Below are 23,409 nucleotides of genomic sequence, written 5' to 3' on the forward strand. Positions count from 1 at the left end.
GGTCAGGGGTTCTGCACCAGCCGCAGCAGGATCCCGTCGGGGTCGACGAGGTAGCCGATCCGCATCCCTGAGTCCTCGACCTTCGGCGGGTGCACGCGCGGCCACCCGAGGTGGGTCACCGGCAGGCCGGCGCCCACGCAGGTGTCGTACAGGCTGTCGAGGTCGTCGACCCGCAGGCAGCAGCTCGCGGCGGTCGAGGCGGGGTCCATCCCGGGGTCGGGGAAGAACTCGAGCATCAGACTCCCGCGCTCGAGGATCAGCCAGCCGGGGTCGCGGTAGGTCGCGGTGAAGCCGAGGGCGGCGTAGAACTCGGTGGTCGCGTCGAGGTCGCGCGCGGGCAGGTTGGGGGTCGCGCGGTCGGTCATGTTGCCTCCGTGTGCTCGATCGAGTCCACCTCGAACGTCGGCACGTGCTCGCCGAGCGTCCCGTCGTCGCGGTCGGGGAAGTCGAAGACCCCGACGAAGAGCTGGAGGGGGTACGTCGGGCACTGGTCGGAGGTGCGCAGCACCTGCCCGTCGACGGTCCAGGTGCATCCGTCGGGGGTCATCGTCACGGCGTAGTCGTGCCACTCGCGCAGGTCGAGGTCGGCGGTCGTGACGGAGAAGTCCTCGCGCAGCGCCGGGTCGCGGAACTCGTGGACCCCGGCGCCCACCCCGGCGGAGGAGGACGTGACGGTGTCGCCGAAGACCTCGAACACGCACACCTCGCCGCACCGCTCGGGCTCGTCCTCGAAGCCGGTGAGCCACACCGAGACCATCGACCGCGCGGTGAGGTCGGCACGTGCCCGGACGGACAGACGGCCACCGCTGAGCAGCCACCCCCGGAAGGGATCCTGCTCCTCGGTGACCGTCAGTCCGTCGGCGAAGGGCTGCTGCCCGACCGTCGACCCCAGCGGGCCGGCGTACAGGCCCGACGCGATGGTCGAGGTGCGCAGGGCCGGCGTGTGCCGGTCGGGGCACCAGAGGCCCTGCTCGGTGGGGATGCGCAGGCGGAGCACCGAGCCCGCGACGTCGTACGTCGCCCGGGTGCCCTCGCGGCTCGACCAGTGGGGCAGGTAGTACGGCACCCACGTGCCGGCCGCGAGGTCAGAGCCCTCGAAGTGCTCCGTCCGCGCATCCATGCGGCTCAGCCTCGGAGGTCGAACCTGTCGTTGTCCATCACCTGCGTCCACGCAGCCACGAAGTCGGCGACGAACTTGTCGCGCGCGTCGTCGCTGGCGTACACCTCCGAGAGCGCCCGGAGCTGGGAGTTGGAGCCCAGGACCAGGTCGACGGCGGTCGCGGTCCACTTCACGTCACCGGAGGCGACGTCGCGGATCTCGTAGACGCCCTCGTCGGACTCCGACGCCTTCCACTGCGTGCCCGGGGACAGCAGGTGGGCGAAGAAGTCGTTGGTGAGGGTGCCCGGACGGTCGGTCAGCACGCCGTGAGCGGTGCCGCCGGCGTTGGCGCCGAGGGCCCGGAGGCCACCGAGCAGGACCGTCAGCTGCGGGGCGGAGAGGCCGAGCAGGTAGGCCTTGTCGACCAGGAGCCGCTCCGGCTCCAGCTTCTCGCCCTGGCGCAGCCAGTTGCGGAAGCCGTCGGCACGGGGCTCGAGGTAGCCGAAGGACTCGACGTCGGTCTCCTCCTGCGTCGCGTCGGTGCGACCCGGCGTGAAGGGGACGGTCACGTCGTGACCGGCGTCCTTGGCGGCCTTCTCGATCGCCGCGGCGCCGCCGAGCACGATCAGGTCGGCGAGCGAGACCTTCTTCGACCCGGTGTTGAACTCCTCCTGCACGCGCTCGAGCGCGGCGATCGAGGTGTCGAGGTCGAGGTCGGCGTTCACCGCCCAGCCGCGCTGCGGCTCGAGGCGGATGCGGGCGCCGTTGGCGCCGCCGCGGCGGTCGGTGGCGCGGTAGGACGAGGCCGAGGCCCACGCCAGCGCGACCAGCTGCGACACCGACAGGCCGGAGGCGAGGAGCTTCTCCTTCAGCGCGGCGACATCGGCGTCGTCGACCAGCTCGTGGTCGACGGCCGGGACGGGGTCCTGCCACAGCTGGGCCTCGGGAACCCAGGGGCCGAGCAGGTGCGGGCCGACCGGACCCATGTCGCGGTGCAGCAGCTTGTACCAGGCCTTGGCGAAGGCCTTCGCGAACTCGTCGGGGTTCTCCAGGAAGCGGCGCGAGATCTTCCCGTACTCCGGGTCCTCACGCAGGGCCAGGTCGGAGGTCAGCATCGTCGGGCGGTGCTTCTTCGACGGGTCGTGCGCGTCGGGGATGATCGCGTCGTCGGTCTTGGCGACCCACTGCTTGGCGCCGGCCGGGCTCTCGGTGAGCTCCCACTCGTAGCCGAAGAGGATCTCGAAGAAGCGGTTGCTCCACTGGGTCGGCCTGTCGGTCCAGGTGACCTCGAGGCCGGACGTGACGGTGTCACCGGCCTTGCCGGAGCCGGACGTGCTGAACCAGCCGAGGCCCTGCGCCTCGAGCGGCGCCGCCTCGGGCTCGGGGCCGACCAGGTCGGCGTTGCCGTTGCCGTGGGTCTTGCCGAAGGTGTGGCCACCGGCGATCAGCGCGACGGTCTCCTCGTCGTTCATCGCCATCCGGCCGAAGGTCTCGCGGATGTCGCGGGCCGAGGCGACCGGGTCGGGGTTGCCGTTGGGGCCCTCGGGGTTGACGTAGATCAGACCCATCTGGACCGCGCCCAGCGCGCCGGAGAGCTCCCGGTCGCCGGAGTAGCGCTCGTCGCCGAGCCAGGTGTCCTCGGGACCCCAGAAGATCTCCTCGGGCTCCCACACGTCCTCGCGACCGAAGGCGAAGCCGAAGGTCTCGAAGCCCATGTCCTCCAGGGCGACGTTGCCCGCGAGCACGAGCAGGTCGGCCCACGAGATCTTCTGGCCGTACTTCTGCTTCACCGGCCACAGCAGGCGACGCGCCTTGTCGAGGTTGGCGTTGTCGGGCCAGCTGTTGAGCGGGGCGAACCGCTGGCCGCCGTCGCCGGCGCCACCGCGGCCGTCGTGCACGCGGTAGGTGCCCGCGGCGTGCCAGCTCATCCGGATCATCAGGCCGCCGTAGTGGCCGAAGTCGGCGGGCCACCAGTCCTGCGAGGTCTTCAGCACGTCGGCGATGTCGCTCTTGAGCGCCTCGACGTCGAGCTTGGCGAACTCCTCGCGGTAGCTGAAGCCGGCGCCGAGCGGGTTGCCCTTCGGCGAGTGCGCGTGGAGGACGGAGAGGTCGAGCTGGTTGGGCCACCAGTCCTGGTTGGTGCGCGGGCGGTGACCCTGCGGGGTCGGCGCGTCGATCGCCGGGTTCTCGCTCTCGCTGCCCTGCGCGGTGGCGGAGTCGTGCATCACGGGGCACCCGGACTCGGCCTTGCGGTCCACCCCCTGGGGGCTCTCGGGTGCGCGGTTGTCCTGGCTGTCGGTCATGGCTTTCCTTCCGGGATGGCGATCGGTGTCACGAGAGGACGGTGGTCGGGCGGGCGGAGCAGCTGGAGCAGGTGCCCCAGTAGGTCACCTCGGCCTCGTCGATGACGAAGCCGTGGGAGTCGGAGGCGGTCAGGCACGGGGTGTGGCCGACCGCGCAGTCCACGTCGGCGACCGCTCCGCAGGAACGGCACACGACGTGGTGGTGGTTGTCGCCGACGCGCAGCTCGTAGCGCGCGACGGAGCCGGCGGGCTGGATGCGGCGGACGATGCCGGCGTCGGTGAGCGCCCCGAGGACGTCGTACACCGCCTGGTGGGAGACCGTCGGCTCCTCGGCCCGGACAGCCGACAGGACGGTGCCGGTGTCGGCGTGCGGCTGACGACGTACGGCACGGAGAACGGCCAGCCGCGGGCGGGTGACCCGCAGGTCCGCGCCCCGGAGGAGGTGCTCGAAGTCACCCTCGGTGGTGTCGTCGTCCATCACCGCCACCCTGCCCCCTTTTCTTGAACGAGTCAAGTTTTCCGGCGACATCTCCTGCCGCCCGTCCCCGGGGTAGTCCAGTGGCAGACGGTCGTCGTTCCCGTCCGGGGACAGCCATCTGCCACTGGAGTACCCCGGCGAGACCGCCATCTGCCACTGGACTACCCGGCACCAGGCCGCCCGGCCGGAGGTGGGAGCGGGGCTACGACCGCGGCGGGAGGCCCTGCCACTCGCGGGCGAGGAGGGCCCAGACCTCGAGGTCCTGGCGCTCGTCCCGCACGGGGAAGGCCTCGCGGAGCGTGCCCTCGTGGGTGAAGCCGAGCCGCTGCGCCAGCCGGCGGCTCGGCTCGTTGCCGGGGGCGCACTTCCACTCCACGCGCTGGATGCCGCGCTCGGTGACGGCCCAGTCGAGCATGGCGGCGACGACCCGCGTGACGATGCCGCGGCCACGGGCGGTGCCGGCGAGGAGGACGCCGACCTCGGCTGTCCGCGAGCGGGCGTTGAAGCTGGGGAACAGGGTCGCCCCGACCAGCTCGCCGCCGACCCGGATGCCGTAGATCCGGCGGCCGTCGGCGCGGGACTTCGCGAAGCCGTCGAGGAAGCCGCGCGCCGCGTCGACTTGCTCGAAGCCCTCCCACGGCAGCCAGTCGTAGAAGTCGGCGCCGTGCGTGCGCATCATCGTCGCGAGCTGCTCGGCGTGCCAGGGCTCGAGGTCGGTCAGGGTGGCGTCGTCGATCTGCAGGCTCAGCACGCGCGCCACCCTATGCGGACCCTCGCGCCGGGTAGTCAGGGACGTTCCGGTAGGTCGAGCGCCCGGATGACCCACCAGGACGTCCCGAACTACCGCGGGCGGTCAGGTGAGGTCCGCGGACCGCTGCAGCCAGGCCCACGCGCGGTCTTGGGTCGGCGCGTCCGGGCGCGTCGAGGGGAGCAGGCTGGTCGGGCGCTCGACGCGGTCGTGCCAGAAGCGACCCGTCGGCGGCGCCGGCTCGACGGCCGCGAGCCACACGCTGGTGTCGGCGCCCTGCGCGTCGTCCCGCAGCACCGGCCGGGTGACCTTGCGGAAGGTCGGCAGCGACTCCTGCACGCCGGGGGTGTCGGCCCACCCGGGATGCATGGTCGCGACCGTGATCCTGTCGGAGGCCCAGCGGTCGGCCAGGAGCGGTGCCATCTCGACCTGCCAGCGCTTGGACCGGGCGTACGACGTCGTCGGCGAGTAGTCGCCGCGCTCGAAGCCCGGGTCGTCGGCCCGCAGCGGCTGGCCGTACATCCCGCCGCTGCTCACCAGCACCACCCGACCGCCGGCCAGCACGCCGCGCAGCGCCTCGGTCATCACGACCGGTCCGAGCAGGTGCACCGCCATGCTGAGCTCGTGCCCCTGCGGCGACTCCGTGCGGGACGGCGGCATGACGCCGGCGTTGTGGACCACCGCGTGCAGCTCCGCGACCTGCGCCGCGAACGCCTCCGCGAAACGGCGTACGTCGTCGAGGTCGGCCACGTCGCAGCGCCACAGCCGCAGCTCGGACCCGGGCTGCGCCGCCCGGATCCGCCCGGCCACGGCCGCCCCCTTCGCCTCGTCACGCACCAGGAGGTGCACGACCGCGCCGAGGGCGGCGAGGCCCTCGACGGTGGCGGTGCCGAGCCCCGAGCTGGCGCCGGTGACGAGCACGTGGCGGCCGGCCAGGGCACCGGCCGGCGGGTCGGGCGGCCAGCCCGGCAGCGCGCGCCGGACGGCCAGGCCGATCGTCGTGTAGCCGAGGACCAGCGAGCGGTCCATCGCGGTGTCGACCGCGCGGGCCAGGAGGGGGCGCGTCACGGGATCAGCCCGCGTCGAGGGCGGCGAGCTCGTCGGCGGTCAGCTCCAGGTCCGCGGCGGCGGCCGAGTCGGTGATCGACGACGGCCGCTTCGCTCCCGGGATCGGGATGACGACAGGCGACTGGGCGAGCTCCCACGCCAGCGCGACCTGCTGGGCGCTCACACCGCGGTCGGACGCGATCTTCGCGAAGGCCGGGTGCTTGTCTGCGAGCTCCTTCGCGTCGGACAGGCCACCGAGCGGGCTCCACGGCAGGAACGCGAGGCCGAGCTCCTCGCACACGTCGATCTCGGGGCGCGAGCTGCGGAAGGCCGGGGAGAACTGGTTCTGCACGCTGACCAGGCGGTCACCGAGGACGGCGTGCGCCGCGCGGATCTGCTCCGGGTTGGCGTTGGAGAGACCGACGTGGGCGACCCTGCCGCTGTCGGCGATCTCCTTCACCGTGCCGATGACCTCGTCGTAGGGGACCTTCGGGTCGGGGCGGTGGTGCTGCCACAGCGCGAGCTGCTCGACCCCGAGCCGCTGGAGGCTGTCGTCGACGGCCTGCCGCAGGTGGTCGGCCGAGCTGTCGGTCGCCCAGCCTCCGCCGTCGGTGCGCACGTGCCCGCCCTTGGTGGCGAGGAGGACGCGGTCGCGGACGCCGAGCTCGTCGAGGATCGAGGCGATCAGCCGCTCGTTCTCGCCCTGCGCGCCCGCACCCTTCTCGTCGCCGGGCCCGTAGGCGTCGGCGGTGTCGAAGAGGGTGACGCCCGCGTCGAGCGCGGCCCGGACGGTGTCGACGAGCTGCTGGCGCGGCTGTGTGCCGGACTGGTCGAAGGTCATCAGGCCGAGTCCGACGGCGCCGACCTGGGTGGTTCCGAGAGTGCGTGTCTGCATGTCACGACACTAGACAGGTCGACGAAGTCGCTAGGAGCGGTCGACCAGCCCGTGCCGCTGCGCCCAGAGCGCCGCCTGCGTGCGGTCGGCGACGCCGATGCGCTGGTAGGCGGAGGTGAGGTGGGCCTTGACGGTCCGCTCGGTGACCCCGAGCCGCTGGGCGATCTGCTTGTTGAGCAGCCCCTCGACCACGAGGCGCAGCACCTCGGCCTCGCGGGGCGACAGCTCCCCGACGACCTCCCCACCGGTCCGGCTGGAGGACCTCGCGCCCAGCAGCGTCCGCGCCGCCCGCGGGTCGATCGGCGACTCGCCCCGCGCCACCGCGCGGATCCCGTCGAGCAGGACCTCCGGCTCGGCGTCCTTGAGCAGGTAGCCGACCGCGCCGGCGTCGATGGCGGCGTGGATGCGCGCCTGGTCGGAGAAGGAGGTCAGCACCAGCACCTCGGCACCGAGGCCCTCCGCGACGATCGTGCGGGTGGCCTCGACGCCGTCGACGTCCGGCATCTGGAGGTCCATCAGCGCGACGTCCGGGCGGTGCCGGCGTACCTGCTCGACGGCTTCGCGCCCGTTGGCCGCGACACCGACGACCTCGAGGTCGTCGGTGCCCTCGATCAGCCCGGTCAGCCCGCTGCGCACGACGGCGTGGTCGTCGGCCACCACCACCCGGATCATCCGGCCGGCACCTCCATCCGCAGGGTCGTCCCCTCGCCCTGGGCCGACTCGACCTCCAGTGTCCCGCCCGACTCGCGGACCAGGCCGTCGAGGGTGCGCAGCCCGAAGTGGCCCTCGTCCGCGCCCGCAGCCGGGTCGAAGCCGCGCCCGTCGTCGACGATCTCCAGCACCAGCCGGTCGTCCTCGCGGTGCACCGTCAACGAGACGCGCGTGGCCGCGGCGTGGTGCACGACGTTGCGCACGCCCTCCTGGGCGACGCGCCACACGAGGGCGACCGCGTCCTCGCCCGCGGACGCCTCGCCGCTCACGTCCACGTCGACGGCCACCCCGGCGGCGGCCAGCGGGGCGACCACGTCGTGCAGTGCTGCCGCCAGGCCGCCGGTGTGCAGGTCGGGCGGGTAGATCTCGACGAGCAGGGAGCGCAGCGACCGCATGCTGGTGCGCAGCGAGCGCCCGACCCCGTCGAGCTCCTCGCGCACGCCGGCGTCCACGGCCGGCCGGGCCGCGACGGTCGAGAGGGCGTACGACGAGCCCGCCAGGTCCTGCACCACGCCGTCGTGCAGGTCGCGCGCGATGCGCAGCCGCTCGGCGTCGGAGGCACGGACCGCGGCCCGGAGCAGGGCCTCGCGCTCGCGGGCCGCACGGTCCAGGCGCCGGGTGAGCAGCAGGACCAGCGGGGTCGTCAGCAGCATCAGGCCGATGAGCGCGCCCAGCATGATCGGGAGGAAGCGGCCGAGGACCTCCTCGCGCTGGCGCTCGATCTGGTCGCTGGCGAAGTACGCCTCGAAGAGCAGCGGCTCGCCCTCGGGCGAGGTGATCCGCGTGTAGACCTCGAGCAGGTCGCCCCCGATCTCGCGCTCGAAGCGGTTCTCCGGCTTGGTGAGGTCGGAGAGCTCGGCGTCGGTGCCGCCGGTCTCGAGGGCGTCGAGCTCCTCCTCGTCCAGGGGGTACGTCGCCCCGATCAGCTCGGTGCGGTCGCTGTAGAGCACGGTGCCGTCGGCGGCCCAGATCTTGATCCGGCGTACGTCGCCGACGAGCAGCCGGTCCAGCACCTGCCAGTCCATCTGGTCGATCGCGGACGCCTTGCCCCGGACCAGGCCGCGCGGCACGGCGGGCTGGGCCACCGAGCGGCCCAGCACCGTGGTGAGGGCGCGGGCGTCGTGGATGGCTTCCTCGTCGGCCGCGTCGCGGCTCAGCGCGCTGGTCGCGAGGACCACGATCACCAGCGCGACGAGTCCCGCGGCCAGGAACTGCACCACGGGATTCGTCAGCCAGCGCACGGGACCTCCTCCGAGGCCGGTAGTCGGGATCAGAAGTTGACCACACCTCGGCACGTCTGACCGGCGTACGTCGCACGGAACACGACGCGGTCGGTCCCGGCGAGGTCGACGATCTTGCGCTCCACCTCGAAGGAGCCGCTGCGTGCGGTCGTGGTCGAACTGCCGCGCGCACTGACGGAGCCGTTGTGGCGCAGGGACCACGCCCAGGTCTGGCCGGCGCGGTTGGTGTCGACCTCGCCCTCGACCTCGAGGCGGCCGTCGTCGGTCTTGACCTTGACCTTCCAGCGGGCGCCCGCCGAGCAGGAGCCGGTGTTGATCACGCGGTCGTCGTCGCCGCCGGAGCCGCCGTTGTCGTCGGTGCCGTCGTCGCCGCTGCGGCCGCCGTGGTCGTCACCGGGCGGGTCGTCGTCGCCACCGGAGCGGAGCGTGGGGGCGGCGCCGCCGGCGTGGGCGGGGGTCGCCGCGGCGACGAGGGGTGCGAGGCCCAGCACGGACGTGGCCGTGACGGCGGCGACGACTCGGGTGAGCGGGTGGGTGGTGTTCGGGTTCATGGGGTCCTCCTCAGGTGAGGGCTCCAGCCTCGCCCGGGACCGCGTCGCCCGGCGACCTGTCCGATGGTGCTAGTACCCGCCTCCCGGCGGGAGCCCTCAGGCGTTGAGCCCCGCCAGGTCCAGCACGTCCTCGGGACGGTCGAGGTCGGGCGTGGCGAGGAAGACGGTGCGCACGCCCAACCCCGCGAGGCGGGCCCAGCGCTCGCGGTGGCCGGCCACGGTCGCCGCGTGCGTGCGGGCGGCGTACGTCGCTGCGAGGGTGCGGCCGCGGTGCCGCTCCACGCGGGCCCACACGTCGTCGCGGTCGCGGCCGACGACCGGGAGGTCCAGGACGGTCACCTCGACGTCGCCGCGGTCCCGGCCGACGGCGTCGCAGTGCGCGTGGAACACCCCGACGAGGCGCCGCAGCTCCTCCTCGTCGGTGGTGCGGAGGTTGCAGGCGTCGCCGTGCTGCGCGGCGATGCGCAGCGTGCGCCGCTCGCCCGACCCGCCGACGACGACGCGGATCGGGGCGGCCGGCCGGGGGTAGCCGGTGGTCTCGGGCAGCTGCACGCCGTGCGCGTCGTGCGCCTTGGTGCCGGCCGACCACAGCGCGCGCATCGTCACGACGGCCCGCTCGAGCTGGTCGAGCCGCTCGCGCGCGGGCGGGAAGGCGATGCCGTACGCCGCGTGCTCCCGCTCCCACCAGCCCGCACCGATCCCGACGAAGGCCCGGCCGCCGGTGAGCGCCGACAGCGTGGCGGCCGCCTTGGCGGTGACCCCGGCCGGGCGGAACGTGACGGGCGTGCAGAGCGTGCCGAGCTCGAGGCCCGTGCCCAGCGACGCGATCGCGCCCAGCGTCACCCACGGCTCCGGGATCGGGTCCCACGCCCGCCCGACCTGCGGCACCTGGATCAGGTGGTCCATCAGTGCCAGGCCGGCGAAGCCCGCCTCGTCGGCCGCGCGGGCGATGTCCGCCAGCCACGCCATCGGGTCCTCGCCCCACGGGAAGCGCGAGACCTGGAGCACCGTGCGCAGGCCGAGGCCGGACGTGCGGTCGGGCGCCGTGTCGGGCCGGCGCTCGGGTGCCGGCGCCGCGTCCGGTGCGGCTGCGTCGACCGGGACGACGAGGTCCCAGCCCTCGACCTCGAGCAGGGGGCGTACGTCACGGACCGACCGCAGCTGCCCCGCCAGCGCCGGCGCCGGGACCGGGCGGTCGCGGGCGGCGTTGCGACGCCTGCACTCCGCGTCGGGGGTGTCGAGCAGCACGGCGACCGCCGGCAGGCCGGCCGCGCGGGCGGCGGCCAGCCAGGCCTGCCGCTTCGCGGCGTCGAGCCCGAGGGTGTCGACGACGGTGGTGAGGCGGCGGCCGAGCCGGGCGGCGACGACGGTCTCGAGCACCGCGAAGGCGTCGGCTGAGGCGTCGAGGTCGTGCGGGCCGCTGCCCACCACTCCCCGCAGGGCGTCTGAGGACACGACCTCCTGGTCGCGGAAGTGCTCCGCGGCCCACGTCGACTTCCCCGAGCCGGAGGCGCCGACCAGCACGACGAGGGCCGGGTCGGGGAGCCGCATCTCCCCAGTCTGGCCCAGCTCAGCGGCGCGCGGCCTTGCGGGCCCGGATGATCTCCTCGACGACCTGCTCGGCGGGGACGTCGAAGGCCGTGACGGGCACGACCGGGTCCGGTCGGTCGCCGCGGAGGTCGATCCTGACCCCGGCCGGGCCCCGCTCCTGGACCACGGCTCCGTGCACGTCCTTCCACGGCACGGTGAGGTCGGTGCGGTAGCCGCGGTAGGTCAGCTGCTCCGGGCCGATGGCGACGGTCCAGCGGTGCAGCCGGCCGGTGAGCAGGCGGACGAGGTCGGGCAGCGACGCGAGGGCGCCCACGACGGTGATCAGCGAGAACCCGGGGGACTCGAGCGCGTCGAAGTCGGTGAGTGCCAGCCACCCCCAGACGGTCGCGGTGACGAGCAGGGCGACCCAGGCACCCACCAGGGGCCACACCGTGAGCGACGGCGAGCGGAACACGCGGGTGCCGTCCGCCGTGACCTCGGGGTCACGCGGTCGGCGCGGTCGCAGCAGCGCGGAGCAGGCAGCCACGAGGACCAGCGCGCTGCACGTCGCCAGCCCCCACATCGACGCGCCCGCCAGTCCCTCGCCGAACGCTGTCGAGGTGACGACGAGCGCGAGGGTGAACACGACCAGCCCGCCGACGACGGTCGCGGCGTACCACCGCGGGATCAGCCGCTCGGGGCTGCTGCTCACCATGGCGTGACCGAGTCCCACGCGTCTCCGATGGTGTCGGTGGCACTGTCCCAGGTGTCGCTGACGGTGTCGGTGATGTCGTCCCAGTTGTCGTAGACCTGTCCCACGACGTACGACGCGCCGGCCGCGAGGGCACCTGCTGCGACCACGGTGACCCACGCCGGAGCGGTGACGACGCCGGCCGCCACCAGGGCGGTGACGCCCACGCCGACGGCGATGCTCGTCCCGGTCGTGAGCGCGGCACGCTCCCAGTTGCCGGTCTCCATCCCCTCCTTCACGCCGAACCCGACATCGATGAGGATGCCCGCCGGCCCGCCGAGGATGCGGCCGCCCTTGCCCAGCCAGTCGGCCTTGCCCAGCAGGTCGTCGAGCTTCGCCTTCCCCGCCGGCGTGTCGGCGGACCCCCTGATCCGGGGGTCACCCGCCACGTTGCTCCGACGCCTGAACTCGCGCGCCTCGGCCTTCAGGTCCTGGGCCTTGTCGGTCAGGGCTGCACCGGCGAGGCCGGCGCCGCTGCCACCCCCGAAGTTGGGCAGCATCCCCTGCACGGTCTCGAGGAACGAGTCCGAGCCGTCCTTCTCACGCGCCTTGGCCACGGCGCCCGGCATGGTGCCGTCGACCCAGTCGACGAAGGCCTCGTAGTCGGCGGCGGCATCCTTGACGAGGGTGTTCCACAGCTCGACCTTCGCCATCCCGGCCTGGTAGGCGGCCTCCTCGGCCGAGCCGGGCTCGAACTCCGTCGACGGCACGTCGGGCGGTGGGTGGATCACCGTGCCGTTCACGGTGAGCCCGCCGCCGGTGGCCCGGCTCCGGATCTCGCGCATGGCGTCCTCGAGGCCCTTGAGCCGCGCGGCGTAGTCGTCGAGGGCCGTCGCGGCGGCCTTGATCCGTCCTTCGTGCTTGTCGGTGACCTTCAGCGCGTCCCCGCTGAAGTTCTGGTAGGACGAGGCGGTCTCGCCCTCCCACCGGCTGCGGGCGTCGTTGCGTGCGTCCTGCTGCTGGTCGCCCGCGTCCGCGACCTTCTTCGCCAGCGTGTCGCGCAGCCACGTCGCGGCCGCGGTGACGGCAGCCGGGGAGCCCTCGACCTCGGTGTCCAGCATCAGTCGCCCACCCTCGCCATCTCGTCGAACTCACGCCCGATGGCGGCCTCGGTGAGGCCGAGGTCGCTCGCCACGTCACGCACGAGCGCGCCGACGGCGGCGTTGACCATCGCGATCTCCCCGGCGGTCTCGCTCACGGCGGCGAGGATGTCGAGGACGTGGCCGGCGCCGTAGCCGGCGTCCACCGACACCGGTGCGGACGTCGCCGCGGAGTCGATGGTCGCCGCCGCCTCCTCGTGGCCGCTGGCCACCAGGTCGGCTGCTCCGGCGTCGAGGCGCAGCGTCACGGGGTCACCCCGCGGCGGGCGGACCGGAGCTCGTCGGGGACGACGACGTCGAGGAGCTTGAGGTCGAAGGGCTTGGCCCGGTGGATCTCGTCGATCTTGCGGGTCTCGAAGAGCAGCCACGGCTGCTCCTCTCCCCACGCGTCGACGAAGCGGTCGAGGGCCGTGTAGGCGAGGAGCGCGATCCGGCCGTCGCCGAGGCGGATCATCCGGAAGTCCGTGACGTTGCCCTCCGCGTCGACGTCGACCGGCAGGTAGACGACTGGCGGCGCCGTCACCCCGCCCTGGCCCGTGTGCTGCGTCGCGGTCATGCGGTCAACGCTACCCAGAGGTGACCGCGCCGAAACGGGCCGCCGGGAGGCCGACGCGTCAGACGGCGGTCGCGCGAAACCTCTCGAGCAGCTCGAAGGCCGACTCCGGGTGGGTGTCGAGGTCGCGGCCCACGGAGTGCTCGACGAAGGCGGTGTAGCCCGAGGTGTCGGCGATCTCGCGTGCGGTGAGGTGCCGGAACCCCATGGACCAGCTCGCGAAGGCGCGGTCGTCGCGGCCACGGCGCTCGAGCACGCGGACGCCGGTGTGGCGCGGGTCCTCGGCGATCGTGCGGAAGAGGGCGTCGACCGTCCCGGGCTCGCCCTCGAGGGTCTGGATCACGTTGCCGCCGCTGTAGAGCAGCAGGCCCGAGACGCCGAGCCGGTGGTTCTTCGGGCGGATCTGCTCGACGAGCTCCACGAGCTCGTCGATGGTGAACAGCTCCCGGGCGGAGCTGGCGTACGTCAGCGTCAGCACGGGTGGGCCGGGCAGGGTGTGGAGGGTCATCGCCCGAAGACAGTAGGTGGGGCCGCCGGGCCGTTGCCTCACCCTGAAGGGGGCGGCTCCCACGCGGCGAAGAGCCGGTCCGGGGTGAACGGCAGGTCCCGGAGTCGTACGCCGGTCGCGTTGAAGATCGCGTTGCCGATCGCCGCCGGTGCGCCGACGATGCCGAGCTCGCCGATGCCCTTCGCGCCGGTGCGACCGAACCACGGGTCGTGCTCGTCCACCGTGATCGCCTCCAGCCCGACGACGTCGGCGTGCGCGGCGACGTGGTAGCCGGCGAGGTCGCCGTTGACGACGTGGCCGAAGCGCTCGTCGAGGTGGCCCTCCTCGTGCAACGCCGCCGAGAGGCCCATCGTCATGCCGCCGATCAGCTGGCTGCGTGCCGTGCGCGGGTTGATGATCCGGCCCGCGGCGAAGACGCCGAGCATCCGGTCCACCCGGACCTCGCCTGTCACCGTGCTCACCCGCACCTCGGCGAAGTGCGCGCCGAAGGAGTGCCGGGAGTAGCCACGCGCACCCCGCGGCAGCCGTCCGGTGGCCGTCTCGTAGGCGCCGTCCTCCGGGGAGTCGCCGTGCTTGCGGTGGAACTTCGTGGCCGCCGCGACGACGGCGTCACCCCAGTCGTAGGTGCCGACCGAGCCGCCGGCCATGATCGCCCACGGCAGGCCGGTGCGGCCGATGTCCGCGTCGACCAGCTCGACGGGCACGCCCAGGGTGTCGGCCGCGATCTGCGGGAGGATCGTCCAGGCACCCGTGCCGATGTCGCTGGCCTGGATCTCGACCGACCACCGCCCGCCGGAGTAGCGGATCCCGGCCCGGTTGGGCACGAAGTGCTGGTTGGGGTACGTCGCGCTCGCCATCCCGAGCCCGACCTGCCACTCGCCGTCGCGGTGCTGACCCGGCGGGGTCCGGTCGGCCCAGTCGAACCGGTCGGCGCCCTTGCGGAGGCACGCCACGAGGTTGCGGGTGCTGAACGGCTTCCCGGTCTCCGGGTCCCACTCCGGCTCGTTGCGGATGCGCAGCTCGACGGGGTCGACGCCGGTCGCGACGGCCAGCTCGTCGAGCGCGGTCTCGAGCGCGAACATCCCGGTGAACTCGCCGGGCGCCCGCATGAACATGCCGGGTGCTGCGTCCTGCCTGACCGCGTGGTGGATCGTGCGCAGGTGCGGGACGTCGTACATCATCCGCGTCGCCGAGACGGTCTGCTCGACGAACGTCTTCGTCCGCGCCGTCGGCGCCCAGCTCTGGTGGTCGACGGCGATGAGCCGCCCCTCGGCGTCGGCCGAGAGCCGGATCCGCTGCGCGCTCGCGGGCCGGTGGCCGGTGCTGCGGAACATCTGCTGGCGGGTCATCGCGAACTTCACCGGCCGGCCGGGCAGCAGCCGGGCAGCCATCGAGACCAGCACGAGGTGCGGCTGCGGCCAGCCCTTGGTGCCGAAGGAGCCGCCGACGTAGGGCGAGATGACCTCGAGCTGGCCCGGCAGCAGCCCGAGCACCGGGCCGAGCAGCGTGCCCAGCAGCCCCGGCCCCTGGTTGGTGTCGAACAGCGTGAGCCTGATCGCGCGCGGGTTGACCGCGGACGCGTCGTGCCAGATCGCGGTGACGGCGTGCGGCTCGATCGGGGAGTGGAACTCCATCGGCGTCGTGTAGTCCGCCTCGACGAGGACGCCGTCGCGCAGTCCCTCGTCGACGTCGCCGCGCTCGTAGGACCCGTGCTTGAACGCGTTGACCCGGCGCGGCTCGAAGGACTCCGGGTGGTCGATGGCGAAGCCGAGCTCGGCCGGCTCCTCGGCGTACTCGATGCGCACGAGCCCGGCAGCCTCGCGCGCGACGTGCGGTGAGTCGGCGACGACGGCGCCCACCAGCTCGCCCCGGTGGTGCACCTCCGGCGACTGGAGGATGGTCAGCGCGCCGTCGGTCCGCACCCGGATGCGCGGCGCGTTGTCGTGGGTGAGGACCAGGTGCACGCCCGGGAGGGCCCTTGCCGCGCTGTCGTCGATGCGGGTGATGCGCCCGCGCGCGATGGTGGAGACGAGCGGGACGAGGTACGTCGGCTCCTCGACGGGCTGCTCGTAGGCGTAGGGCGCGGTGCCGGTCACCTTGAGCGGGGCGTCGACGCGCATCCGGTCGCTGCCGATGGCGGGCCGCTGCGTGTCCTCCGCGGGAGCGGTGGGCTCGAGCGTCGTGGTCATGCCGCGCTCCCACCGGCCAGGCCGGACAGCACGTCGACCACCGTGTTGCGGACCATCGGCACCTTGAAGGCGTTGTGCGGCCCGGGCCTCGCCGCCTCGAGCTCGGCCTCGATCGCGGTGCGGAACCGCTCCTCGGTGGCGGGCTGTCCTCGCAACGCCTCCTCGGCGGCCAGCGCCCGGTGCGGCTTGTGCGAGACCCCGCCGAGCGCGAGGCGCACGTCACGGACCACGCCGTCCTCGACGTCGAGCGCGGCGGCCACCGACACCAGCGCGAAGGCGTACGACGCCCGCTCGCGCACCTTGCGGTAGCGCGAGCGGACGGCCAGGGCGAGCGGCGGCAGCTCGACCGCCAGCACCAGCTCGCCCGGCTCGAGCGTGGTGTCGAGGTCCGGCCGGTCGCCGGGCAGCCGGTGGAGGTCGCGGAAGGGGATGCGCCGCTCGCCCGCCGGTCCCGTGACGACCACCTCGGCGTCGAGCGCGGCCAGCGGCACGCACAGGTCGGAGGGGTGGACCGCGACGCAGTCCTCGGACGTTCCCAGGAGCGCGTTGTAGCGGCCGAAGCCCTCGGCCGCCGAGCAGCCGGTGCCGGGCTCGCGCTTGTTGCAGGGGGTGGTCAGGTCCTGGAAGTAGACGCACCTCGTGCGCTGGAGCAGGTTGCCGCCCGTGGTGGCCATGTTGCGGAGCTGCCCGGACGCACCCGCGACCAGGGCCTGGGTGACGAAGGGGAAGCGGGTGCGCACCAGTGGATGCGCGGCGAGGTCGCTGTTGCGCACGCCCGCGCCGATGACCAGCCCGCCGTCCTCGCGCTCGCGCACCTCGGACAGCGGGAGGCGCGAGATGTCGACGAGGCGGTCGGCGTCGCGGATCCCGAGCCGGAGGTGGTCGACCAGGTTGGTGCCGCCGGCCAGGTAGACACCGCCGTCGGCGGCGAGCGTGAGCGCGTCCTCGACGCTGGTCGCCCGCTCGTAGGTGAAGGGCTTCATGCCGCGCCATCCTCCTTCGTGTGGGCCACGTCCTGGATCGCGGCGACGATGTTGACGTAGGCCCCGCAGCGACAGAGGTTTCCCGACATCCGCTCGCGCACCTCGGCGTCGGTGAGGTCGACCTCGGCCACCGCGACGTCGGGGCTGACGTGGCTCGGCATGCCGGCGCGCGCCTCCTCCAGCATCGCGACCGCCGAGCAGATCTGGCCCGGCGTGCAGTAGCCACACTGCAGCGCGTCACGGTCCGCGAAGGCCTGCTGCATCGGACCGAGGCGGTCGGTCGTGCCGAGCCCGGCGGCCGTGGTGACCTCCGCCCCGTCGTACGACGCCGCGAGGGCGAGGCAGGACACGATCCGCCGCCCGTCGGCGATCACCGTGCAGGCTCCGCACTGCCCGTGGTCGCAGCCCTTCTTGACCGACGTCACGCCGAGCTCGTCGCGCAGCGCGTCGAGCACCGTGACCCGCGGGTCGAGGTCGAGCTGCCGATCGGTGCCGTCGACGGTGAGCCGGACGCTCACCTCTTGTCCTGTCATCGACCGTTCCTCTCCGGGGGTCCGTGGGTGTGCCCACGGTAGAGGGCACGTCGACAGTTATCAACTGTCTGGTTAGTTAGTTTCTCCTGCTCGCCATCCCGTGCCGATCGGCGGATACTCGGGAGCACGGGCGGAGGGAGAAGGGATGGCAGTCGTCGACGACGTCCTGCCTCTCGGTGAGGGGCTGGACAGGTCCTACGTGGTGACCGTGCGCGGCCGGCTCAAGTTCCGCGTCGGGTCGATCGTCTACGTCGCCTTCTCGCACGACGAGACCGTGATGGGCTTCGCCTTCCCCAAGGAGGAGCGGCAGGCCCTCGTCGACAGCGACCCGCGCTTCCAGCTGCCCGACGAGTCCGACATGCGCTTCAACTGGGTGCACGCGACGCTGGCCGAGCTCGACCCGGTCGAGGCCCGGGAGCTGGTCGTCGACGCGTGGCGGATGGTCGTCCCGCAGAAGGTGTCCCACGCCTACGACCTCCTCCATCCCGACGGCCCCGGCCCGCGCACGGCCCGGCAGCGCACGACCTAGGACTGCGTCCCCAGAATGGGGCAGGTCCTCGCGTCCCGTCGTCCCGGGCACCCCACGCTCCTACCGTGGCCGGGTGAAGGGGGGCGTAGGGGGATGAAGGCCGCCGCCGTGAGGCGCGTGCTCCTGGGGGCTGCCGTCGTGGCCGCTCTGGGCGCCGTCGTGCTCGTCCGCTTCTGGGGACCGCGCGAGCCGGAGCCGTCGCCCGACACCGCCGCCGAGACCGTCTCCGAGAGCGAGCTCACCGCGGCCGCGGGCGAGCGGGTCTTCCTCGGGCACATGTCCATCGGGTGGAACCTCCTCGACGGGATGCAGCGGCTCTACGCCGACAAGGGCGTCCCCGAGCCCGAGGTCGTCCAGGTCGAAGCGGGCGACTCGCCCCCCGACCTCGCCGCGGGACAGGGCGTGGTGGTCCACGCCGAGATCGGCACCAACGGCGACCCGCTCGGCAAGATCGCCAACTTCGACGCCACGATGCGCGCCGGCATGGCTGAGGCCGTCGACGTGGCGCTGGTCAAGCTCTGCTACACCGACGTCACGGCGAAGACGGACGTCGACGCGGTGTTCGCGGCGTACCGCGACACGATGGACGCCCTGGAGCGCGACTTCCCGCAGGTCCGCTTCCTCCACACCACGGTCCCGCTGACGGCCGCGCCGTCCGGGATCAAGCAGCACCTCAAGGTCGTCGTCCGCGGCGACGACAACGCCGCGCGCGAGCGCTACAACGCGCTGGTGCGCGAGGCCTACGGCGGTGACGACCTGTTCGACATCGCCGCCGCCGAGGGCACCGCGGCCGACGGCACCCGCACCGCCTCGCTGGCGACCGGCTGGGCCGACGGCGACCGCCAGCACCTCAACCACGCCGGGTCCGCGATGCTCGCGGCCCGCTTCCTCGACGTACTCACCCAGACGGAGGACGGATGAACACCTCGACCCTGACCGAACCGGCGCTGTTCGAGCGCCACCTGGCCCGACTCGAGGCGGAGGTCTCGATCCTGCCGGACCACCCGGAGGAGACACCCGACTCGACGTTGCGCGCGCTCTGGTCGACCGCCGCCGGTCGCCCGCTGTCGGTCCAGGCGGCAGCGGACCAGGCGCTCGAGCCCCTGACGCCGGAGGGGGAGCGCCTGCTGGCCGCTCTGGTCGAGCGGCGGATCACCGGGTCGCCGCTCGCGCACCTGACCGGGCGGCAGAGCTTCATGGGCGTCGAGCTGCTGGCGGGTCCGGAGGCCCTCGTCCCCCGGGTCGAGACCGAGATCCTCGGCCGCACGGCGCTCGACCTGGTCCGCCGCACCGAGGGCTCGCTGGTCATCGACCTGTGCACCGGAGCGGGCAACCTCGCCGCGGGCCTCGCGGTCGTGGAGCCGGGTGTCATGATCCATGCCGCCGACCTCTCGACGGCAGCCGTGGGCCTGGCCCGCGCGAACATGCTCTTCATCGACGCCGCCGACCGCGTCCAGGTGCACGAGGGCGACCTCTTCGACGCCCTCCCCGCGAGCCTGCACGGCACCGCGGACGTGGTGATCTGCAACCCGCCCTACATCTCCTCGGCCAAGGTCGGCGAGATGCCGGCCGAGATCTCGGAGCACGAGCCACGCCTGGCCTTCGACGGCGGGAGCCTCGGCCTGTCGATCGTCGGCCGGCTGGTGCAGGAGGCTCCCACCTGGCTCCGGCCGGGCGGCTGGCTGTGCTTCGAGATCGGCCTCGGCCAGGGTCCCTACTGGCAGAAACGGGTGCTCCGCTTCCCCGGCTGGGCCGAGGTGGGCTCCGTCGAGGACGACGAGGGCAACGTCCGGGTGGTCACCGCCCGCCGTGAGTGAGCGCGGTCAGCGCGTCACCCGCAGCTTCACCGTCCTCGTCGCGCTGAGGGTGGCGGCGTCACCGGCGTAGCTGACCTTCAGCCTCACCGTCCCGGGCTTGGTGAAGACCGGCAGCTTGAGCGTGACCTTGCCGGCGCGGAGGGTGCCGGTGAGCACCTTGCCACCCACCTTCACGCGCACCTTGCCGGTCGGGGTCGCCCCCGTGGAGGCGAGGGTCACCACCAGCTTCGCCCGCGTCTTCCTCACCGCCACCGAGCCGGGCTTCACCTTGGCCACCAGCGTCGGCTTGGCCTTGGTGACCGGCGTCGGGGTCGGCGTGGGGGTCGGGGTGGGGGTCGGCGTGGGGGTGGGCGTCGGCGTGGGGACCGGCGCCGGGGCCGGGGTCACCACGATCGGCAGCTGGACGGTCGTGCCGGTGGTGGCACCGACGACGGTCACCGTCTGGGCGCCGGCCGGGAGGTCGGCGGGGAGGGTGGCCCGGACCGCGACGGCACCGTGGTCGTCGTACGCCGTGTCGGTGGCGGTCGCGTCGACCGGGAAGCTGCCGATCGCACGTCCGGCGACGGACACCTGGACCGCGCTGTCCACCGGGTCGGTCGCGGCCGAGAACGACCACGACGAGAGGTCGACCGAGAACATCGTCCCGGCGACGTACGACGCCGGCTTGCCGCCCGGGAACACCACGGCCAAGGACCGCTGGGTCGGCTCGGGGGCGAAGGACCCGCCGGTCGAGGCGTCGGCGAGGTAGGCGGCGACGGCGGAGGCGGTCGTGGCGTCGGGCGTGCGCAGCCCGATCCCCTCGGCGAGCTCGTGGAAGTTGTCGCCACCGGCGGCCAGCGACTGGCTGACGGTCACGGAGTAGGTGCCCGTCGGCACGATCGCGGCGCCGTTGAGCCAGATGCCGGTGACCCGGTCACCCTCCGCCCGGGTCGGGTCCTCGGTCCACGTGAAACCGGAGGAGGCGCCGAGGCGGATGAACGAGAGGCTGGGCACGTGGTTGCTCGCGGTGCGCTGCCACTGCTGCTCCAGCACCGTCTTCAGCTGGGTGCCGGTGAGTCGCATGTTGACCAGCGGCTCGGCGGCGACCACTGCGGCCGCCTCGGCGTAGGTGGTCGTGCCGGCCGCGAGCTCACCGGTGAGGGCGGTCGGGGTGGCCAGCGAGATCTTCGCGTTGCCACCAGAGGCGTTGCGGGTGGCCCAGCGCTGCGCCTCGGCGACGAGGTTGCCGAGGGTCGACTCGGCGCCGGCGTCCGGGGTCGTGCCGTCGGCCTTCCTGGCCCGGCTGACCGCGCCGGCCAGCGACGTGAGCTCGACGCCGGGCTCGAGCTGGATGTCACGGAAGCTGACCTGGTCGGTGCCGGCCCTGTTCTCCAGGCCGATGTAGCCGCTCATCGCGGCGGAGCGGTCGAGGGTGTTGACCGGCGTGCCGTTGAGCAGCACGCGGATCCGCCGCGGGGTGACCTGGATCGTGAACCGGTTCCACTGGCCGACCGGCTTGACCGCGGCGGCCAGGGCCGTGGCGTCCGCGGCCTGGGTGGTGCTGCCGTCGGCGGTGCGGATGGTCGCGGTGTCGGCGGCGCCGATGCGCACCTGGTAGCCGCTGCTCGGCTCAGCAGCGCCGTTGCCGGTCGAGCCGACGTACACGCTGGAGCCGGCGCCGCTGTCGCCGCGCCGCCAGTCGACACCCAGGCTGTAGGGGCCGTCCTGCTGGGCGGTGGTCCACGTCGTGCCCTGGCCGCGGAAGCCGCGGATCGAGCAGTCGGTCTGGCGGCCGAAGCCGCCGGCGCCGGCCTTGCGCCACTGGTCGAAGGAGGCGAAGGTGCCGTCGAAGAGGCGTACGGCACCCGGTGCGGCCGGCGTCGCGGCGCACGGGTCGGGCGCGAGTCCGCCGACCTGGATGGCGTCGAAGTTCAGCCGGCAGATCTCCTGGTTGCGGTCGCACTGCACCGCGAGGGTGTTGGCGCCCGCGACGAGGGTGACGTCGGCCCGGGCCCACGCCCAGCTCTCCCAGCTCCCGGTGAGCGGGTAGCTCACGGTCTGGCGCGACCCGCCGTTGGTGAGCAGGCCCATCGCGCGGGTGATGTTCTCCTCCGGGCTGAGCGGCCCCGCGGCGTAGCGGATCCAGACGGGGTACGTGCCGGCCTCGGGGGCGGTGAAGGAGACGGTCGACTGCATGCCGGTCTCGCGGAACGTGTAGGAGCCGGTGCCGGAGAAGTTGCCGTGGTCGCCGGAGTTGAGCGCGGGGCCGCCGCTGATCGTCCCGTCCTCGATCTCGCGCCAGGCGATGACCTCGCCACCGGCCGCGGCCGCGACGACGTCGGGCGCGACGGCCGCGACCGCCGGCGCGCCGCCGAGAGCGGGCAGCGCCAGCGCGACGGCGGTGGCGCCCAGCAGGAGCCCGCGCGCGGCGGCACGGACCGGGTGGATGGAGGCGGGGACGGGCACGGGCACGACGGGCTCCTCGCTGGGCGACGCTGTGACGCACGCCACAGCCGGAGCCGACCGTAGCCCTCAGGGTTCACACTGTCGAATTTAGTTCCACATCTCGGAACGCTGACCGGGCATGCGGTCACGGTTCACGTATGTGACTCGTGTCCGCGAGCGCCGGTGTCTTCCTCAGCACGGTGACCATCGCCGCCGCGGTCAGCAGCAGCCCGGTGGCCAGCGCGACGACCCCGCCCCAGCCGGCGTGCGTCCAGGCGGTGCTGCCGAGGTTGCCGAAGACCGAGGAGCCCACGTAGTAGGCGAACAGGTAGAAGGCCGCCGCCTGTCCGGTGCTCGCCCCGGCGAGGTGGGCGCGCGCGGTGACCCACCCGCTCGCGAGCCCGTGCACGCAGAAGAAGCCGACCGTGAGCACGGCCATGCCCAGCACGATCACGGGGAGCGACGCACTGAGCGTCAGCCAGGCGCCGGCGAGCGCGAGCGCGCACCCGGCGGGAATGGTCGCGCGGCGGCCGATCCGGTCGGCGATCCGCCCGGACGCGGCGGAGCTCACCGACCCCAGCGCGTAGACCAGAAAGACCAGGCTGATGGTGCCGACCGTGAGGCCGTACGGCGCCGAGCTGAGGCGGAAGCCCAGGGCGTTGAACACCGCGACCAGCGAGCCCACCGCGCACGCGCCCAGCAGGTAGAGCGCGAGCAGGGCGCGGTCGGCGAGCGCACCCCGCGCCATCGCCAGGACGGCGCCCGGGCCGGTCGGTCGTGGCGTGAAGTTGCGGGACGCCGGCAGCAGCCGGGCCACGACGAGGGCGCTGGCGAAGGCGAAGCCCGCCGCGGCGGCGAGGCCCCAGCGCCAGCCGGCGACGTCGGCGATCGGGGCGGTCACCAGGCGGCTGGCCATCCCGCCCAGGGCGGTGCCGCCGATGTAGAGGCCGAAGGCGCGGCCGTGCGCGGAGGGGTGCACCTCCTCGCGGAGGTACGCCGTCGCCACGGCCGGCAGCCCGGCGACGGTCACGCCCTGGAGCATCCGGAGGCCCACCAGCACGTCCCACGTCGGGGCGAGCGCGCACCCGAGCGCGACCAGTGCGGAGGCCCACAGCGAGAGGTGGACGAGGCGGGTGCGGCCGACGACCTCGGAGACCGGTCCTGCCACGAGCAGGGTGACCGCGAGCGCGGCGGTGGTCAGCGACAGCGCGAGGGTGCTGTGGCTCGGCGAGACGTCGAAGACGCGGACCAGGTCGGGCAGCAGCGCCTGGACGTCGTACAGCAGCACGAAGGTGGCCATCCCGGCCGCGAACATCGCCGTCATCACCCGGCGGTAGCCCGCGGTCCCCGGAACGTACGTCGACGCCGGTGCCGTCGGCGAGGTGGCGAGGCGGTGCGGGGCAGAGGTGCTCACCCGAA

The 23,409-nt window shown here is 73.5% G+C and carries 24 protein-coding genes; 3 read left to right on the plus strand and 21 right to left on the minus strand.

Annotated features, from left to right (window positions below):
* Positions 1–2: 2 nt before the first annotated feature.
* The 19 genes from ACE3QY_RS00280 to ACE3QY_RS00370 form a co-directional block, all read right to left on the minus strand.
* Positions 3–365: a bleomycin resistance protein gene (locus ACE3QY_RS00280; protein WP_374454011.1), complete on the minus strand. Its 363-nt coding sequence runs from the start codon at positions 363–365 to the stop codon at positions 3–5.
* A complete protein-coding gene (locus ACE3QY_RS00285) occupies positions 362–1,120 on the minus strand; it encodes a glycoside hydrolase family 16 protein (RefSeq protein ID WP_374454012.1) in 759 nt (252 codons plus the stop codon). Before ACE3QY_RS00285 ends, ACE3QY_RS00280 begins: the two co-directional genes overlap by 4 nt.
* A gap of 5 nt (positions 1,121–1,125) precedes the next feature.
* Positions 1,126–3,402 carry a catalase/peroxidase HPI gene (gene katG / locus ACE3QY_RS00290; protein WP_374454013.1) on the minus strand — a complete coding sequence of 759 codons (2,277 nt, stop codon included), beginning with the start codon at positions 3,400–3,402 and terminating at the stop codon, positions 1,126–1,128.
* Between the two features lie 28 nt (positions 3,403–3,430).
* Entirely contained in the window at positions 3,431–3,880 is a 450-nt protein-coding gene (locus ACE3QY_RS00295; RefSeq protein ID WP_374454014.1) for a Fur family transcriptional regulator, read from the minus strand.
* 202 nt (positions 3,881–4,082) lie between these two features.
* Positions 4,083–4,631, minus strand: a complete 549-nt coding sequence (locus ACE3QY_RS00300; RefSeq protein ID WP_374454015.1) for a GNAT family N-acetyltransferase — start codon at positions 4,629–4,631, stop codon at positions 4,083–4,085.
* Between the two features lie 102 nt (positions 4,632–4,733).
* Positions 4,734–5,696 carry an SDR family NAD(P)-dependent oxidoreductase gene (locus tag ACE3QY_RS00305; protein ID WP_374454016.1) on the minus strand — a complete coding sequence of 321 codons (963 nt, stop codon included), beginning with the start codon at positions 5,694–5,696 and terminating at the stop codon, positions 4,734–4,736.
* Positions 5,697–5,700: 4 nt separating this feature from the next.
* On the minus strand, positions 5,701–6,570 hold the full coding sequence (locus tag ACE3QY_RS00310) for an aldo/keto reductase (protein ID WP_374454017.1): 870 nt from the start codon (positions 6,568–6,570) through the stop codon (positions 5,701–5,703).
* Between the two features lie 30 nt (positions 6,571–6,600).
* Positions 6,601–7,242, minus strand: a complete 642-nt coding sequence (locus ACE3QY_RS00315) for a response regulator (protein WP_374454018.1) — start codon at positions 7,240–7,242, stop codon at positions 6,601–6,603.
* Positions 7,239–8,522, minus strand: coding sequence for a sensor histidine kinase (locus ACE3QY_RS00320; protein ID WP_374454019.1), 1,284 nt, complete (start codon positions 8,520–8,522; stop codon positions 7,239–7,241). Before ACE3QY_RS00320 ends, ACE3QY_RS00315 begins: the two co-directional genes overlap by 4 nt.
* Positions 8,523–8,551: 29 nt before the next feature.
* Positions 8,552–9,073, minus strand: coding sequence for a hypothetical protein (locus ACE3QY_RS00325; RefSeq protein ID WP_374454020.1), 522 nt, complete (start codon positions 9,071–9,073; stop codon positions 8,552–8,554).
* A gap of 96 nt (positions 9,074–9,169) precedes the next feature.
* Positions 9,170–10,624, minus strand: a complete 1,455-nt coding sequence (locus ACE3QY_RS00330; RefSeq protein WP_374454021.1) for an LLM class flavin-dependent oxidoreductase — start codon at positions 10,622–10,624, stop codon at positions 9,170–9,172.
* Between the two features lie 19 nt (positions 10,625–10,643).
* The gene (locus tag ACE3QY_RS00335) at positions 10,644–11,318 is read right to left on the minus strand and encodes a hypothetical protein (protein ID WP_374454022.1); all 675 of its coding nucleotides are present in this window, start codon (positions 11,316–11,318) and stop codon (positions 10,644–10,646) included.
* A complete protein-coding gene (locus ACE3QY_RS00340) occupies positions 11,312–12,415 on the minus strand; it encodes a hypothetical protein (protein ID WP_374454023.1) in 1,104 nt (367 codons plus the stop codon). Before ACE3QY_RS00340 ends, ACE3QY_RS00335 begins: the two co-directional genes overlap by 7 nt.
* Positions 12,415–12,702: a hypothetical protein gene (locus tag ACE3QY_RS00345; protein ID WP_374454024.1), complete on the minus strand. Its 288-nt coding sequence runs from the start codon at positions 12,700–12,702 to the stop codon at positions 12,415–12,417. Before ACE3QY_RS00345 ends, ACE3QY_RS00340 begins: the two co-directional genes overlap by 1 nt.
* Positions 12,699–13,010 (minus strand): SAV_915 family protein, encoded by a 312-nt coding sequence (locus tag ACE3QY_RS00350; RefSeq protein WP_374454025.1) that lies wholly within the window; start codon positions 13,008–13,010, stop codon positions 12,699–12,701. The genes ACE3QY_RS00345 and ACE3QY_RS00350 overlap by 4 nt, the downstream gene beginning before the upstream one ends.
* 58 nt (positions 13,011–13,068) lie before the next feature.
* Complete coding sequence (locus tag ACE3QY_RS00355; protein WP_374454026.1) at positions 13,069–13,515, minus strand: BLUF domain-containing protein; 447 nt, start codon at positions 13,513–13,515, stop codon at positions 13,069–13,071.
* Positions 13,516–13,553: 38 nt separating this feature from the next.
* On the minus strand, positions 13,554–15,704 hold the full coding sequence (locus tag ACE3QY_RS00360; protein ID WP_374454027.1) for a xanthine dehydrogenase family protein molybdopterin-binding subunit: 2,151 nt from the start codon (positions 15,702–15,704) through the stop codon (positions 13,554–13,556).
* A complete protein-coding gene (locus tag ACE3QY_RS00365; protein ID WP_374454028.1) occupies positions 15,701–16,687 on the minus strand; it encodes a xanthine dehydrogenase family protein subunit M in 987 nt (328 codons plus the stop codon). The genes ACE3QY_RS00360 and ACE3QY_RS00365 overlap by 4 nt, the downstream gene beginning before the upstream one ends.
* The gene (locus ACE3QY_RS00370) at positions 16,684–17,220 is read right to left on the minus strand and encodes a 2Fe-2S iron-sulfur cluster-binding protein (protein WP_374454029.1); all 537 of its coding nucleotides are present in this window, start codon (positions 17,218–17,220) and stop codon (positions 16,684–16,686) included. The genes ACE3QY_RS00365 and ACE3QY_RS00370 overlap by 4 nt, the downstream gene beginning before the upstream one ends.
* Before the next feature lie 145 nt (positions 17,221–17,365).
* Between ACE3QY_RS00370 and ACE3QY_RS00375 the strand changes: the two genes are divergently transcribed.
* From ACE3QY_RS00375 to ACE3QY_RS00385, 3 genes are all read left to right on the plus strand, one after another.
* The gene (locus ACE3QY_RS00375; protein WP_374454030.1) at positions 17,366–17,749 is read left to right on the plus strand and encodes a hypothetical protein; all 384 of its coding nucleotides are present in this window, start codon (positions 17,366–17,368) and stop codon (positions 17,747–17,749) included.
* Positions 17,750–17,857: 108 nt separating this feature from the next.
* The gene (locus ACE3QY_RS00380) at positions 17,858–18,670 is read left to right on the plus strand and encodes a hypothetical protein (RefSeq protein WP_374454031.1); all 813 of its coding nucleotides are present in this window, start codon (positions 17,858–17,860) and stop codon (positions 18,668–18,670) included.
* The gene (locus tag ACE3QY_RS00385; protein ID WP_374454032.1) at positions 18,667–19,566 is read left to right on the plus strand and encodes a class I SAM-dependent methyltransferase; all 900 of its coding nucleotides are present in this window, start codon (positions 18,667–18,669) and stop codon (positions 19,564–19,566) included. The genes ACE3QY_RS00380 and ACE3QY_RS00385 overlap by 4 nt, the downstream gene beginning before the upstream one ends.
* A gap of 6 nt (positions 19,567–19,572) precedes the next feature.
* On the opposite strand, the gene ACE3QY_RS00390 is transcribed toward ACE3QY_RS00385, so the two are convergent.
* Positions 19,573–22,017, minus strand: a complete 2,445-nt coding sequence (locus ACE3QY_RS00390) for a 5'-nucleotidase C-terminal domain-containing protein (RefSeq protein WP_374454033.1) — start codon at positions 22,015–22,017, stop codon at positions 19,573–19,575.
* Between the two features lie 118 nt (positions 22,018–22,135).
* Positions 22,136–23,404 (minus strand): MFS transporter, encoded by a 1,269-nt coding sequence (locus tag ACE3QY_RS00395; protein ID WP_374454034.1) that lies wholly within the window; start codon positions 23,402–23,404, stop codon positions 22,136–22,138.
* Positions 23,405–23,409: the final 5 nt, after the last annotated feature.

The organism is Nocardioides sp., from assembly GCF_041913365.1.
GTDB lineage: Bacteria > Actinomycetota > Actinomycetes > Propionibacteriales > Nocardioidaceae > Nocardioides.